This is a genomic window from Aphanizomenon sp. CS-733/32 (assembly GCF_028330045.1).
GTDB lineage: Bacteria > Cyanobacteriota > Cyanobacteriia > Cyanobacteriales > Nostocaceae > Dolichospermum > Dolichospermum gracile.
Map to the genome: position 1 here is coordinate 49,720 of NZ_JAQMSE010000228.1, position 14,539 is coordinate 64,258.

13 protein-coding genes and 1 pseudogene are annotated in these 14,539 nt (G+C 38.5%); 5 read left to right on the forward strand and 9 right to left on the reverse strand.

Annotated elements, in window-relative coordinates:
* Positions 1 to 1,039: 1,039 nt before the first annotated feature.
* The 5 genes from PN471_RS19395 to PN471_RS19415 all read left to right on the forward strand — a co-directional run bounded on the left by PN471_RS19395 (position 1,040) and on the right by PN471_RS19415 (position 5,904).
* Positions 1,040 to 2,209 carry an RpoD/SigA family RNA polymerase sigma factor gene (locus PN471_RS19395; RefSeq protein ID WP_271778235.1) on the forward strand — a complete coding sequence of 390 codons (1,170 nt, stop codon included), beginning with the start codon at positions 1,040 to 1,042 and terminating at the stop codon, positions 2,207 to 2,209.
* Between the two features lie 102 nt (positions 2,210 to 2,311).
* A complete protein-coding gene (locus PN471_RS19400) occupies positions 2,312 to 2,797 on the forward strand; it encodes a GNAT family N-acetyltransferase (protein WP_271778236.1) in 486 nt (161 codons plus the stop codon).
* A 258-nt stretch (positions 2,798 to 3,055) separates the two neighbouring features.
* Positions 3,056 to 3,397, forward strand: a complete 342-nt coding sequence (gene petJ, locus PN471_RS19405; RefSeq protein WP_271778237.1) for a cytochrome c6 PetJ — start codon at positions 3,056 to 3,058, stop codon at positions 3,395 to 3,397.
* 270 nt (positions 3,398 to 3,667) lie between these two features.
* A complete protein-coding gene (locus tag PN471_RS19410) occupies positions 3,668 to 5,242 on the forward strand; it encodes a TonB family protein (RefSeq protein WP_271778238.1) in 1,575 nt (524 codons plus the stop codon).
* Positions 5,243 to 5,340: 98 nt separating this feature from the next.
* Positions 5,341 to 5,904, forward strand: a complete 564-nt coding sequence (locus PN471_RS19415) for a hypothetical protein (RefSeq protein ID WP_271778239.1) — start codon at positions 5,341 to 5,343, stop codon at positions 5,902 to 5,904.
* Between the two features lie 58 nt (positions 5,905 to 5,962).
* Here the strand turns inward: PN471_RS19415 and PN471_RS19420 are convergent, their stop codons facing one another.
* From PN471_RS19420 to PN471_RS19465, 9 genes and pseudogenes are all read right to left on the reverse strand, one after another.
* Positions 5,963 to 6,328, reverse strand: a complete 366-nt coding sequence (locus tag PN471_RS19420; protein WP_271778240.1) for a fatty acid desaturase — start codon at positions 6,326 to 6,328, stop codon at positions 5,963 to 5,965.
* 3 nt (positions 6,329 to 6,331) lie between these two features.
* Entirely contained in the window at positions 6,332 to 6,472 is a 141-nt protein-coding gene (locus tag PN471_RS19425) for a hypothetical protein (protein ID WP_271778241.1), read from the reverse strand.
* A gap of 512 nt (positions 6,473 to 6,984) precedes the next feature.
* Positions 6,985 to 7,866, reverse strand: coding sequence for an ACP S-malonyltransferase (gene fabD, locus PN471_RS19430; RefSeq protein ID WP_271778242.1), 882 nt, complete (start codon positions 7,864 to 7,866; stop codon positions 6,985 to 6,987).
* 46 nt (positions 7,867 to 7,912) lie between these two features.
* Positions 7,913 to 8,914 carry a beta-ketoacyl-ACP synthase III gene (locus tag PN471_RS19435; RefSeq protein WP_271778243.1) on the reverse strand — a complete coding sequence of 334 codons (1,002 nt, stop codon included), beginning with the start codon at positions 8,912 to 8,914 and terminating at the stop codon, positions 7,913 to 7,915.
* A gap of 219 nt (positions 8,915 to 9,133) precedes the next feature.
* Positions 9,134 to 10,159, reverse strand: a complete 1,026-nt coding sequence (plsX, locus tag PN471_RS19440; protein WP_271778244.1) for a phosphate acyltransferase PlsX — start codon at positions 10,157 to 10,159, stop codon at positions 9,134 to 9,136.
* Positions 10,160 to 10,206: 47 nt separating this feature from the next.
* Positions 10,207 to 10,428 (reverse strand): hypothetical protein, encoded by a 222-nt coding sequence (locus tag PN471_RS19445; protein ID WP_271778245.1) that lies wholly within the window; start codon positions 10,426 to 10,428, stop codon positions 10,207 to 10,209.
* 60 nt (positions 10,429 to 10,488) lie between these two features.
* Positions 10,489 to 10,794, reverse strand: a pseudogene (locus PN471_RS19450) (DUF4351 domain-containing protein); the annotation flags it as partial.
* A gap of 20 nt (positions 10,795 to 10,814) precedes the next feature.
* The gene (locus tag PN471_RS23540) at positions 10,815 to 12,272 is read right to left on the reverse strand and encodes a restriction endonuclease subunit S (protein WP_442867168.1); all 1,458 of its coding nucleotides are present in this window, start codon (positions 12,270 to 12,272) and stop codon (positions 10,815 to 10,817) included.
* Positions 12,266 to 14,314: a restriction endonuclease subunit M gene (locus PN471_RS19465; RefSeq protein WP_271778246.1), complete on the reverse strand. Its 2,049-nt coding sequence runs from the start codon at positions 14,312 to 14,314 to the stop codon at positions 12,266 to 12,268. Before PN471_RS19465 ends, PN471_RS23540 begins: the two co-directional genes overlap by 7 nt.
* Between the last annotated feature and the right edge of the window lie 225 nt (positions 14,315 to 14,539).

Here is a 14,539-nt window from a genome sequence, read left to right on the forward strand (position 1 = left end):
TAACTATATCCTTTGATTTTACCTGCTGTAAATAGTATTTTACAATACTTCAATTACACATAATACTTGATAATCTGGAATTTATGTAATCTACCAGACAAATTATCTCCTAGTATCCGAGTATTAAATACTTGAAAATTGATTTACATACTTGTGTCCGCAATCTGCCAAATCTATCTTGAGAAATACATTCAGAGAATGAGGAATTATGAGTAATAGGCAATTAAGTCAGGATTCAAAATATAGAATAAATCTGAGATAAACCTTTTAGACAAATTCTCGTATCACAAGTATTCTAACTCTTAAATACCCATGCCATCTATATCCCATCAGCGCATTAAGTGTTGAATTATTATTTATAACTTCCTCCGTAATTGTGTTATTAATTAAAACTCATTTTGAACTACGAAATCAGGCATAGAGCTTTTCCACCCATTGATAGATATTAAATATTTTTTTAATATGCGATGCTTTTAAACGATAAATACTATCCGGATTGGAAGTTTCTATTTTTGTATTTTGGATTATTTAGTAGATTTTCGTAGAAATAACTCTAGTAACAAAATGGCGATTTATCCAATTACTCTCATCTGCCAACCCGGACAAACATAGAAACTTTGCAAAAAATACACAAAAATTTAATATATAGCTTTCCTGGCTTATTCATGGAGGTGCTAAACAGACAACAGGCAACAAGCAATAGATTTTTTTACAGATCATTTAGGATGGATATATAGGAGTGTTTATTCACATTTTGGATATTTGTTAAAGTGAGTATCAGGGGGTTTGACATATTTGCTAATTAAGAAAAGAATGAAGAATATGCCGAGATATCTGCCAAAAAAGATAGTTTTTTGTGGGTGCTAAAACCAGTAATGATCATAGGTTGTATCTAGCCATAACCAAAAATAATGGACAAATACTGATTTACCTTCCAGATAAGGAATGATCAAAAAGAGAGTCTTTTGCTAGAGAAAAAGGGTGTATTTGTCCTGAAGGGAAAACTACCCAGTCTGAAACAGGCTGTTGTGATTAAATTATGTACCAAACAAAGCAACCATCCCTAAAGGAAACTATGAATCTTGCTGAATTGGGAACAATGGAAATACTAGAGAATATTACTGATCATGAAGAACCATCAATCGAGAGTTTAGATCAGGTAGTATATGAAGATACTGCAATTGTCGAAAACTTGGAATCAGAAGAACGCAATGGCGATGACATGGCCGCAGCCCGTCCTTCGGGATATAATAAAACCGAAAATGATGATGCGGTCGGTGCATTTTTTAAGGAAATGGCGCGTTATCCACTACTCAAACCTGATGAAGAAGTGGAATTAGCCAGACGAGTGAGATTTTTGGAAGAAGTCAAAGAATTGCAAGCAGCATTGGAATTGGAACTAGGAACGCACCCTAGTAAGGTTCAGGTGGCTTCAAAATTAGAAATGACAGAAAAACAACTGGACAGCCGCTTGTATCAAGGTAGAGTCGCCAAGCGAAAAATGATTCGCTCCAATCTCCGGTTAGTTGTATCTATTGCTAAACGATATTTAAATCGTGGTGTCCCTTTTCTCGATTTGATTCAGGAAGGAGCAATGGGTTTAAACCGCGCTTCTGAAAAATTTGATCCCGATAAAGGATATAAGTTTTCTACTTATGCTTATTGGTGGATTAGACAAGCAATTACCAGAGCGATCGCTAATGATGCCCGAACTATTCGCTTACCAATCCATATTGTTGAGAAACTTAATAAACTAAAAAAAGCCCAACGGGAACTCAAACAAAAACTCTCTCGTAACCCAACGGAAGCCGAAATGGCCGAATCTTTGGAAATTACGGTTCACCAACTGCGTCAACTGCAACAACTTCGACGACAAGCACTGTCCCTTAACCACCGTGTCGGTAAAGAAGAAGACACAGAATTAATGGACTTGCTAGAAGATGAAGACAACCAATCTCCCGAAGCAAAAATGAACGAAAATATGATGCGTCAGGAAATTTGGGAAGTTCTAGGAGACGTACTCACTCCACGAGAGAAAGATGTTATTTCCCTCCGCTATGGACTCACCAGCAGCGAACCCTGCACTCTCGAAGAAGTGGGTAATATGTTTAACCTTTCCCGCGAACGAGTTCGTCAAATCCAAAGTAAAGCCATGCGAAAGTTACGTCGCCCCCACATAGCCAAACGGTTAAAAGGCTGGTTAGTATAAGTTGTTAGTCATTAGTCATTAGTCATTAGTCAGTTGTTAGTTGTTAAAAAATTAAACCTCTTAAGTATAAACTGTAAACTAATGACCAATGACCAATGACCAATGACTAATTTAATCATCCGTTTTGCCCAACCCAGTGATGCTCATACCTTATTTGCATTAATTCAAGGACTTGCAAAATATGAAAAACTATCCGATGCTGTGATTGGTAATGCTGAAGCCCTCAAAGATCATTTATTTGGTTCGCCAAAATATGTAGACGCAATCTTAGCTGAATCTCAAGGTCAAACTGTAGGTTTTGCTATATTTTTTCATAATTATTCAACATTTCTCACCAAGCCAGGACTTTACCTGGAAGATCTCTTTGTTTTGCCAGAATATCGCCGCCAAGGTATTGGTAAAGCACTTTTGGCAAAGGTAGCCCAAATAGCTTTAGAAAGGGATTGTGGGCGCTTAGAGTGGAGCGTTTTAGATTGGAATGTGTCAGCCCAAGCATTTTACCGGAATATGGGCGCAGACATTTTAGACGATTGGCGGATTTGTCGTGTCACCGAAAAGGATATTCCTAGATTAGCAAATCAAAAATGAAGTTTAAAAAATCAAGGAGGAATCCGAACAGTTTACCTTTTATGTTTCATAATTAATTTCCTTTTGCTAATTGTAAATTTAAATTCACATAAATTTACCTTCAGCCTAAACCCTCAAGCTATCAATCAATTAATCGCCAATTTCCCATAATTGAGAACCAAGTTTGACAGCTTGTCGTTTGACTAATCCCACAAAATTAAATGAGAATTATAGAGGATACTTGCACGGATTCAGACATTGTTGTAGAGAAAACACCACATGAAAAAGATCATCTCAGTATTATTGCTAGGCGTAGCTATCTTTACCTTTACCTTCAGTAGTCCCGCTTTCGCCGCGGACGCTGCTAGTGGCGCGGCAATATTTAAGGCTAATTGCGCTCAGTGTCACATAGGGGGTGGTAATATAGTTAATCGCGCGAAAACCTTGAAGAAAGAGGCTTTAGAAAAGTACGATATGTACTCGGCTGAAAAAATTATTGCTCAAGTTACTAAGGGTAAAGGCGCAATGCCAGCCTTTGGTAAGAGATTAAAAGCAGAACAAATAGAAAATGTAGCTGCTTATGTCCTACAACAAGCTGATAAAGGCTGGCCAAAAAGGTAGTAACTGTTCACACTCCCCCCATCTTTAACGAGAGATCAAGGGTTCCGATAATTTTAGAGGGGGGGAGTGAATAACTACAAAAAGTACTAACTTGATGGCTTAACAATGTGCGGGGCTTTTCGCTTATTATTCCTATAGTTATAGCAGTATTCACTCTTTGTGAGATACAGTCAGCAACCCGCAAAGCCTGTAGGGGCGGGGTTTCCCCGCCCTAGATTGTGTTTCATCAAGCGTAATAACTGTCATATTATTCATAACTAATCATAAAATATGAGTTTATCAAGCATCACTATAGAACAGCGCGAAAAAGAGGCTGAAGCCTTAAAAACTTTCCTGGTTTTTAGTTTTATTGGCTCATTAGCATTACATACTGGACTACTAGCTTTAGCTATTAATAAGTTTTTCTTGAAAGTACCTGAAGTTATAAGTGAACCAATTGAATTGACGATTTTGGAGACTCTCCCTCAGAAACCAATCCAACCACCAGTAGAGATAAAATCCCAACCAAAAACAAATTCTGGTGGTGGTAATGAAGGTGGCGAAATTTCCATACCTAAAAAAATAACTATTAGTAAAATTAAATCTTCTGTTGCACCTGTAAGCAAACATTCTCAACCAACAGCCAATAACAATCTTCTTGGTAAACAATCCCCAATACTCACGCCTCCTCAAACCGCAATCATACCAAATCCTGTAAAAAATACCCCCATAGCCAACACAAATCCTGAACCGACAATAGCACCAATCCCCACAGAAACTAAACCAATTCCAAAATTAGATGAAAATTCCAATACTCTAGCATCTACTCAACCTCAATCAGAAACTAAACCTACAGAAATCCCATTATTAAAGCCAGAAACTCAACCCAATACTAGTTCTAATAATATCCCCAGTAACTCCACGAATTTTACACCTGTTTCGCAGAATAAAAAGATTTTCAGTAATTTAGGAAATCAGCGCTGGAGAAATATTTTAGGTAAAGATTCCGGTAATGGTGTGGGAAATAATTCTGGTAATGGTGTGGGAAACAATTCCGGTAATGGTGTGGGAAACACAGCAAAGCCAGAAAATACGCCAGTAGCTACCGCACCCAAACCTCCCATCGAAAACAGTTCTAAATTAAATCGTGCGGATTGTCTACGGTGTGAAACTAAGTATCCAGAGAGAGCCAGACGGCGAGGTGCAGAAGGAACTCCAGAAGTTGCTATTGACACAGATAATAAAGGTAATGTTACTAGAGTACGGTTAATCCGTTCCAGTGGTGATAGTGAACTAGATGAAGCTGCTCAAAAAGCTGCTCAAGAGTGGAAATTAACGCCTACAGAAGCAGGAAGAGAAGGAGTAAGAGCCTCGGTTAACTTTGCTATTAAAGGATCACAGCGTCACCGTAAACTTCAAGAACGCCAAATAGAAAAACAGCGGGAAGCCATTAATAAAAAACCGGAACAAGAAGCTGCTGCTTCCACTTCGATAGAATCACGTCAACGCAATCGCAGAAAAACGAATGTTATTATTACCGATATTCCATCCGAAAATATAACTAGACAGAGACAAGAATCTGCACCCTCCAAAAGTAAACCAGTTTCACTACCCCGTCAGTCTATTGAACCTGAACAACCCAAGCAAACAGAAGAATCTCCAGCCCGTCGCCGTTCAGTTCAGCCCGTAAAATCTGACACGAGTAATCAATCGGACGAAGATAGAACCGAAAGGGTGCAAAAAAGTCAGAGACGCTTAACAGAAGTCCTCCGTCGTCGTCAAAAGTCTGTTGATTCACCGCCAGCAGAGTCTCCCGCATCACTAGAACCTGCGACTACATCACCAACTGAGTCTAAAAGTCAATAGTGCTAAGATTAGTACCCGACAACAGATTTTTAGTGTGAAACTTGGGTAAGTCCTATGCCAAAAAGCGTTACTCTAGATGATAAAGTTCAAAAATAATTATGACACCGGAAGACATAGCGGGTACGTTAACAGAGTTATTTAGTGCTGAAGTTGTAAAATCTATCGCTCCTGGTTCTTGGCAAGTAGAAACTGCTGATTTTCGGTTATTGGTGCTGCTTTCAGAAGATAATACTTGGTTGCGGGTGTTATTGCCAATTATGCCTTTACAAGAAGCTACAGCCTTTATGACACAGTTTCTAGAGGCTAATTTTGATGATACTCAGGAAACACGATATGCTGTTTATGATGATGTAATTTGGGGCGTGTTTCAGCATAATAGTGGGACTTTGACTAATGGAGATTTTGCTAATGCGATCGCTCGTCTGATTTCATTATATCAAGCTGGTGTTCATGATGTTTTCAATAATTTAGTAGAAACTCGTATCCGCGAAATTATTAAAGCCGCAAAACAACAGGGACAATCCTTAGAAGCAACTATGCAAAATCTAGATCGTTTTTATGCCGAAGGATTGTTAGGAGATATTGACCAAAATGCCCAGGGAAGAGAACAAGTTTTAGCAGCTTGGCAAAGACAATTAGAACGTCTTTGGATGGAGATATAATCGAGTTGACAAGGGAAAGTCTCTACATTACTTCTCCATAGGTGCTGATTAAATTTGACTATAGATCGCTGAGATTTATCCCTAAGATTGGACAGGTTACAAATTTATTTCCAGACCAATCTGTGAAAGTATGATCATTTTTGTAATGTCTGGGTGTTTCCATCATTAATTCCCAGGCTTTTCCCGCATTTAATAAGTTAAATCTTTCAGGGTAATATGTTTGTAATAGTTCTTGCACCATTGGCGCATAATCTGAATTCATACCGGGGAAAATGTGATGTTCTGTATGGTAAGAAAAGTTTAAATGTAAGACATCAAATAGTTTGGGAACTCGAATAGAGAGACTATTGATGAGAGGATCATTCACATTTGTCATGGGGCATAACAGATGATTGGTATAGATATAAAATATCAGCCCCCCCATAGCCTATATGGGCAAGAAGTAGCTAAGAAGTAGTTTAATGGCATGGAACTCCAGGTAAGTTAAGATCGTGGCATGGATGGCAATAATCATGAGTAATTCTATAGCGATCGCCCGTTGTTCTTTCACACTAACTGTAAAAGCCACTACAGGATACTTAGACTTACCATTTTAGCATACTCTGCTTGCGTCATCCAAGTTTTTTGTTCAAGTGTATTCATGAATATTTTTAGTTTTGTTTGCAGGTTGATTATGGCAAGTTTTAGGCAATTTCAAAAAAGTGTCAGGTTGAGTTTTTGGCTATCTTACTTTAATTTTGATAAATTACTGAGGTTCATTAACTAAATGTTTAAACAATATTTGTTAGTTAAGTTCAAACAATGAAATTGCGTAGGTTTGTTTGACGGAAGTAAACCAAACCCAACACTGTTCGGTCAAGGCGAAAAATCATTATATGGTAGGTTAGTTTGGGGAACGAAACCCAAGGTTTATGAGTATTTTTTGGGTTTCACTATCGTTCAATCCAATTTACATTTCTTTAACCGAACAATATTGAATGTTTAGATAATAGAACACAGACATCATAGAAAGTTTATGTTGCCAATATCGTCCCCATTAGGACTTATTTAATTTTGAATTGATTTGGCAAATCTACTACTTTATTCAGGTAATTCAGCAGCATTACGAATGTTTTGCAAAATTAAACTAGGTGCAATTCGTTTAACTAAACCAGTTAATACGTTACCAGGACCAATTTCTACAACTTTCTCAATGCCATCTTCTACTAATTGCAAACAAATTTCTCGCCAGCGGACAGAACCAGTCATTTGTTGAGAAAGACGCTGTTTTAAAGTTTCCGCTTCTATTGCTGGAACTGGATCTACATTAGATAAAACTGGAATATTTGCTGACTGAAAAATAACGGAATCGAGAACTTCTTGAAATTCCATTGCGGCTGCTTTCATTAAATGGGAATGAAATGCGCCGGAAACCTTTAAGGGGATAGCCCGTTTTGCTTTGACTTGCGACATCACAGCCTGTACAGCGTCTGGAGTTCCAGAAATAACAACTTGGAGAGGACTGTTATCATTTGCTAAAACTACATCAGGTGTGACGCTAATAACTTTTTCTAATTCTTCTCGGTCAAAGTTCATTAATGCTGCCATCATTCCCCCAGCCGCACTATCCATTAATTCTGCCCGCCGTTTTACCAAATGTAACCCAGCCGACCATTCAAAGACACCAGCGACATAAAGGGCTATATATTCGCCTAAACTATGACCTGTAACTACGTCTGGTTGCTGTCCTTTTTCTCGCAAAATATCAGCAATAATACTTTCGATTACATATAAACTAGGCTGGGTATAAAGTGTTCTTGATAAGGTGTCAATATCACTTTGACATATATCTATTACAGACCAACCCAAAATTGCCTCAGCTTGAATAAATTTTTCTTTGGCAGATGGTAGAGTTAACAAGTCTATTCCCATTCTCAATGCTTGAGAACCTTGTCCGGGAAACACCCATGCAGTTTTAGTCATTTGTTATTAGTCAGTTGTCAGTTGTCAGTTGTCATTTTTGACTTATCTATCTTCCCCATTGAAAAATGGCTGCCCCCCAAGAAAGACCGGCACCAAAACCAGATGTGGCAATGATATCATTAGGTTTAATTTTCCCGGCTCGCACTGCTTCATCTAAAGCCAGGGGGATAGATGCAGCGGAGGTGTTACCATAGTCGGCGACATTGCTGATAATTTTATGTTCGGGAATCTCTAAGCGTTCAGCAACGGAATTGATAATCCTTTGATTCGCTTGATGTAATACTAGCCAATCTATATTTTCCACTTTGAGATTAGCTGCAAATAGGGCTTTGTCTATCACTTCTGGGACTTTTTGCACAGCAAAGCGGTAGACTTCTTTACCGTTCATGGTAATAGGATGATATTTGCCTGTAGATACGTGAATATCTGGCGCTAATTCTGTGCTAGAGGCGTTATAGGCTAGGTTGAGACAATTGTTTTGAGAACCGTCGCTTTTGAGGCAAAATCCTAATAGGCGATCGCTTTGATTAGCCTGTAATATAACTGCCCCAGCCCCATCACCAAATAACACACAACTGCGTCTATCTTGCCAATCTACCCACCGAGAGAGGATATCAGCCCCAATTAAAAGTACATTTTGATAAACACCTGTTCTGAGGTATTGGGCGGCTGTGACTAAACCAAAGACAAAGCCAGAACAGGCAGCAGTTAAGTCAAAGGCAACTGCTTTGGTAGCGCCTAATTCACCTTGAACACGACAAGCAGTTCCAAACAGGTCATCAGGAGTGGAGGTAGCTAATAAAATTAAATCTATGTCTGCTGCTGTGATACCGGCGGCGGTGATGGCCTGTTGACTAGCCGCAGTGGCTAATGATGTCAGTGAATCAGGGGGCAATGCTAACCGTCTTTGACGAATTCCTGTTCTTGAGGCAATCCACTTATCTGATGTTTCTACCAGTTGAGTTAATTCTTGGTTGTGTAAACGAGTTGTTGGGACTGCTGAACCACTACCTGTAATCGCTATACCACTGTTGAAAAAATTTTGCACTTCTTTTTTTCCTCAATTGTCAAGTGTCATTTGTAAATTGTCAGTTGTCTTGTTTGTGAGCATTAATAACGAGTACCAATGACAATCCCAATTTTAGATTTGAGATCAAGAATTTCAGATTTATAAAAGTATTTATGAATCTAAAATCCGCAATCTAAAATTGGATGACAAATGACAAATAGTTGTTAACTTAGTATCTCCATGTTGAAGAAATAATAGCTAACTACTTTCATTTTGGAGAATTTGATATTGGGATTGGAGTCTTTCTAGCACTTGATTATCTACGGCTTCTTTAGCCATACGAATGGCACTAAAAATAGATGGCGCTTGGGAACTGCCATGACCAATAAAACAAATCCCGCTAACACCTAAAAGCAAAGCTCCTCCGTGTTCAGCATGATCCATGCGTTGTTTAACGCGCTTCAGATTAGGTTTTAAAATCGCTGTACCGATTTGACCGTGTATCCCTTGGGGTAATTCTTCTCGAAGAATTTGTAGAATTACGCCTCCAACCGCTTCGGCAAATTTTAATAAAATATTACCCACAAAGCCGTCGCAAACAATCACATCAAATTCACCGGATAATACATCACGCCCTTCAGCATTACCAGTAAAATTAATTTGAGTATTTTCCCGTAACAATTGGTGGGCGCGGAGAGCTACTTCGTTACCTTTAGTATCTTCTTCGCCAATATTCAATAAACCTATTTTGGGATTGTCTGTTCCCAAAACATACTGACTGTAAATTGAACCCATGACTGCAAACTGCTCTAAAAATTTAGGGCGACAGTCTACATTAGCACCAACATCCAGAATCATTACTGGTTTGCCGGCTTTGATGGTGGGGAATACTGTGCCAATTGCTGGGCGGTCAATTCCCGGTAATCTGCCTAATCGCAGCAAAGCTGATGCCATAGCTGCACCAGAGTGTCCAGCAGAAAATACAGCATCTGCCTGTTGATTTTTGACTAAATCCATCGCTATGTTGATGGAAGATTTCCGCTTGCGTCTAACTGCGTTGAGAGGATCTTCATCCATAGCGATCGCTTCCTCAGCAGGAACAATCTCCAAACCCGCCATAGTTGTCTTTGGCGGCATTATAGCCTCAATTTGTTGGGGATCTCCAACCAGTAATATTTTTACACCCAATTCCTCTCGCGCCCGCAGTGCGCCGGCGACGATTTCAGCGGGTGCATGATCTCCCCCCATTGCGTCAATTGCGATCCTTACACCAGTCGATCCCATTGCTCAGAGCTTATAGAAACCTTACAAATTTTATCAGATTGCAATACTTAAAAATTTAAAATTCTCAAAAAAGCATAAGAAAATCTACTTTTTCTAAAACCCAGAGAATTAATATATTTGATTTCGTTTAATTCCGCTTGTAAATTTTTATTCAGGATTAAATAAATAGTATTGATAATTACAGCAGTTTTAGCTGTCATGAGGTACAGTTTTTCATCACCAAACTTGTAGCGGGGTTTCCCCGCCCTCCATTGTGTTGCTAATGTCACAAAGCAAATCAAAAATTAGATTCCCGACTTTTTAAAAAAATCGAGAATCTGGAAGAAACCTTATAAACTTCTAGGAATATGTGTATCTAACCAATTAACTAGATCAGATATTCCTGAAAAATCCAAAAACTCTTCTCCCAATATTTCTAACTGTTTAGTGGGTAATAAACGAATCCGTTCAACTATAAATGAATCCATTTCCCCAAACCGCCGATTTAAAAGACGATTCAGAAAACGAAAAGCTTCTTTCTGTTCACCCTTTTGCAAAATATCCTGGTAAATTACAGATTCTTGCATAATATCCTCACTCAATAATTGACGAAGTAGATTTTTCTCGAATCGCAAACCTGCTAAAATCTCAAAAAATCAAGAATCTGGAAAAAACCTTATAAACTTCTGGGAAGGTGTGTATCTAACCAATTGACTAAATCAGATATTCCTGAAAATTCCAAAAACTCTTCTCCCAATATTTCTAATTGTTCAGTAGGCAATAAACGAATCCGTTCAACTATAAATGAATCCATTTCCCCAAACCGCCGATTTAAAAGACGATTCAGAAAACGAAAAGCTTCTTTTTGTTCTCCTTTCTGTTCACCCTTTTGCAAAATATCCTGGTAAATTACAGATTCTTGCATAATATCCTCACTCAATAATTGACGAATTAGATTTTTCTCGAATCGTAGACCTGCTAAAATCTCCGTGTAAGCAGCAGTATTCTGTCTGGCTGGTACATCTGTAATTTTAGCAATTTCTCTGGCAACTTGGGATAATAACTCTGGGGCGGAATTTGTTTTTGTTAATGGTGCTAATGGAAGTAATGCTGGGTTATTGAGAAACAAATCTGAATCTTGCTCCCACATTCTGATGACTCGATAGCGATGAGTTGTCATTTCATCAATATAAGCCTCGGTAAAAGCGATTTCATTAGTTGTTTCCTGCAAGAAAATCACCACTTGGGTAACAGGTAGATGATATTGTCTAACTAATCTGACAAAATAATCCAACATTCTTAACGGAATGGGAGTTTCTGATTTAGTTCTAGTTTGAAATTCTAAATGTAGGATTCTGTTTTTTGTTTGCAGCAATATAACGGAATCTGCACGAATTGGTTCAATGCTTAATTCGGTTTTTAAGACTTTGATTTTTTCGACATTTGTGATCATTTCCTGAGAAGTTTTAATTTTTTCTCTATGAATATGATAAGCATCCTGCATTATTTGAGCAATACGGTCTTGAATAGGTTTAGGAGGAAGAGGAATGTTAATTTTCTCTATACGCTCAAGACTCAACTTTGCTTGAGCAGATCCTCCAGTCAACCAAGTAATATAAGCTTGACCAAAACAACTTTTTAAATAAGCCAAAAGGTATTGAGGGTTAAATTTATTATCTTTGGAGGTAATTCGAGCTAAATTTTCATTAAAATTACATGGACTAACAGTAGATTTAAAAATAGCAGTTTTACCAATGGTAGCTCCAACAATTACAATAGCTATATCATTTTGTTGTAGTTGATATCTTTGTATCTTATTGTGTAAATCCTCAGATATATAGACAACATTGCTTAAATCTACTTCAAAATCTCCTACATCTACTACTCTGACATAAGGAATACCTGTAATAGAATATTGAGCATTAGCTGGAAGCCTTTTTCCACCCTTAACTGTAGCAATTTGTCCTAATGGAACTAAAGGATATACACTCTCCCGTAATTTATGTATCAATTTAATATCTTGACAAATATAATGTTCAACGGTTAAGCGATCTTTTAAATCAATTTCAGAAATTTTTAGTAAAATAGACTGCATGATATTTTTATTTTCAAATTCAATTCTACAAATTACCATCCTGATTTTTCAGAAAAATCAATAACAGTTTCTTTAACATCAGGAGGTTCATGAGATTCATCTTCAGATACAGACATACGACCAGAAGCATCATAGCCAATATCATCTATTAAAGCCATATAAACTAAATAATCCTCATTACTCTCTATAATTTCTTGACCGATTTCTAACTGACCTTCACTAGTTAAGGAATTTTCGCGTTTTTCTAAAACCAAAATACTAGTTTTCACACCAGCACCATATGGCATGAATGTCTCTTTAGGCAAACTAATTACTGATTTCAGCCTTGTCCAGCGTAAAATCCAGTCCCGTACATCCTGCATTGTACTGTTTGCTAACACTCCATCAGGTAAAACAATTGCTAACTTACCATTTGGCGCTAGAAATTCAAGACAACGATTAAGAAAAGCGACTTCTTGAGGAATACTTCTAACAACCTTGCCATTTTTCTTTGTCACTCCATCCCGTGCAGCAAAGTCCTTTAAAACACTTTCATTTGTCAACTTAGAACCAAACGGAGGATTAGTTAAAATCATCGTTAACCCACCCAGATAAAAACCAGGATGTTCTGGAAGTCCTTCTGTAATTCCTCCTGTAATGCTACTCAATCTTTCCAGGGAATCCATAACCTTTAAATCGGCATATTGTGCGCCATTCATTAAAGTATTAACTCGCGCTACGTGCATCACATTTCGAGAATATTCAGCCCCAAATAAATGATTATCTCGAAACTTGATAAACTCTTCTGTTGGTTCTTCAGGATTTATCCCTTCTGCACTACCTCCATTATTTGCGATCGCTTTTGCATATTCCTGTTTACGCACATAATCCAAAATGTGAGTTAGCATCCGCGCTGAACCGCAAGCAGGATCACCAACATAATCATTTACTGTTGGTTGCAAAATTCCCACCATTAAATTAATTACAGGTGTAGGTGTGAAATATTGCCCCAAATCATCGCGGAAAGTCTTACTTAAAAAGTCCTCAAACACTCCACCTTTGACATCTGCTGAAGATTTACGCAAACTCCAAGGCTGTAAACGCTTGACGATTTCCATTGTCGTGTGTGGCTTGAATTGCAAAACATCAGCTTCATTAAAAGCCAACCTCACACCTAAATCATCACCAAATTTTTTCGCTAGTGTGTCCCGTTCCCACTGCTTGGCTTTTTCAAAAGTGTCTCTAACTTGAACTAATAAACGTTCTGGGTCAGTTTCAGAACTAACACTAAATACATAAGCCCGTGATTCTCCTGTTTGCTTTACCAAGTCAATAGTTGCTTGTTCGTCGTACCACTTAGCAAACAAGAATTTAACCATTGCATCAACGGCTTCTTGTGGCTGCAAGCCTTCATTATCTCTGAGAATAGAATGACATCCAGAACGGGTATCTCCCAAAACTTCCCGAAATTTATCACGGGATAGAGGTGTGAGTCCGGTTTGAATCCCATCGGCTTCGCTGGGATTAAGAATTACAGTATAAGGACTATGGTTTGCAGCTTCACGGGTGCTTTCATACTTTGGTAAATCTACAATAGGTTCTAATTTGCTGGGATAGTCCAGGTTACGACGATAAACTTCTGTATATTGACCACTAGTTAAAATCGCATAACGAGGAAATGGTGAAGCACTTATATAAGCAGTAAGCTGATTAAGATGTTCTACCCAACCTTCCGCTTCAGTCCCACCAACTTTTTTATTTGGTTCCATAGCCTCTACTATAATAAAAGCTACATCCAAATTACCTACAGAGTCAGCATAACGGTCATCATAAACTACAATGTCTACCCGCCCTAAATAGCGTCGTCCACCTTGATGAGTTCCTTCGGCAAAATCTGCATTTAGTTCTAACACCATTGCTTCTAGTGGAACACCGTACTCTTCCACTAAAATCTCAATTGCCCATATTGTTACAGGGTCTTCTGCTGGACGTACATAAGAACCATCAGCTTTAAATAATTTCTGTAGATTTATATGCTGGCGATACTTTTCTGGTACGTCAGCGGGATTTTTATAAGGATTAGTGAAATCGGAAAAAGGCATGAAGTTATGGAATACAGGTTACACCTAGCCTAATAATAGGCTATTTTGAGCGATCGCACTTTTATCTAGTTCCTATACAAAAACCGTAGGGGCGGGGTTTCCCCGCCCTGGGGTTTCCCCGCCCTGGGGTTTCCCCGCCCTGGGGTTTCCCCGCCCTGGGGTTTCCCCGCCCTGGGGTTTCCCCGCCCTGGGGTTTCCCCGCCCTGGGGTTTCCCCGCCCTGGGG

What these genes read in the sequence shown, in the direction of transcription:
- PN471_RS19415 (WP_271778239.1), top strand. Translation starts at nt 5,341, where the DNA reads ATGACACCGGAAGACATAGCGGGTACGTTAACAGAGTTATTTAGTGCT.
- PN471_RS19400 (WP_271778236.1), top strand. Translation starts at nt 2,312, where the DNA reads ATGACTAATTTAATCATCCGTTTTGCCCAACCCAGTGATGCTCATACC.
- plsX (WP_271778244.1), bottom strand. Translation starts at nt 10,159, where the DNA reads ATGGGATCGACTGGTGTAAGGATCGCAATTGACGCAATGGGGGGAGAT.
- fabD (WP_271778242.1), bottom strand. Translation starts at nt 7,866, where the DNA reads ATGACTAAAACTGCATGGGTGTTTCCCGGACAAGGTTCTCAAGCATTG.
- PN471_RS23540 (WP_442867168.1), bottom strand. Translation starts at nt 12,272, where the DNA reads ATGGTAATTTGTAGAATTGAATTTGAAAATAAAAATATCATGCAGTCT.
- PN471_RS19420 (WP_271778240.1), bottom strand. Translation starts at nt 6,328, where the DNA reads ATGGGGGGGCTGATATTTTATATCTATACCAATCATCTGTTATGCCCC.
- petJ (WP_271778237.1), top strand. Translation starts at nt 3,056, where the DNA reads ATGAAAAAGATCATCTCAGTATTATTGCTAGGCGTAGCTATCTTTACC.
- PN471_RS19465 (WP_271778246.1), bottom strand. Translation starts at nt 14,314, where the DNA reads ATGCCTTTTTCCGATTTCACTAATCCTTATAAAAATCCCGCTGACGTA.
- PN471_RS19395 (WP_271778235.1), top strand. Translation starts at nt 1,040, where the DNA reads ATGTACCAAACAAAGCAACCATCCCTAAAGGAAACTATGAATCTTGCT.
- PN471_RS19410 (WP_271778238.1), top strand. Translation starts at nt 3,668, where the DNA reads ATGAGTTTATCAAGCATCACTATAGAACAGCGCGAAAAAGAGGCTGAA.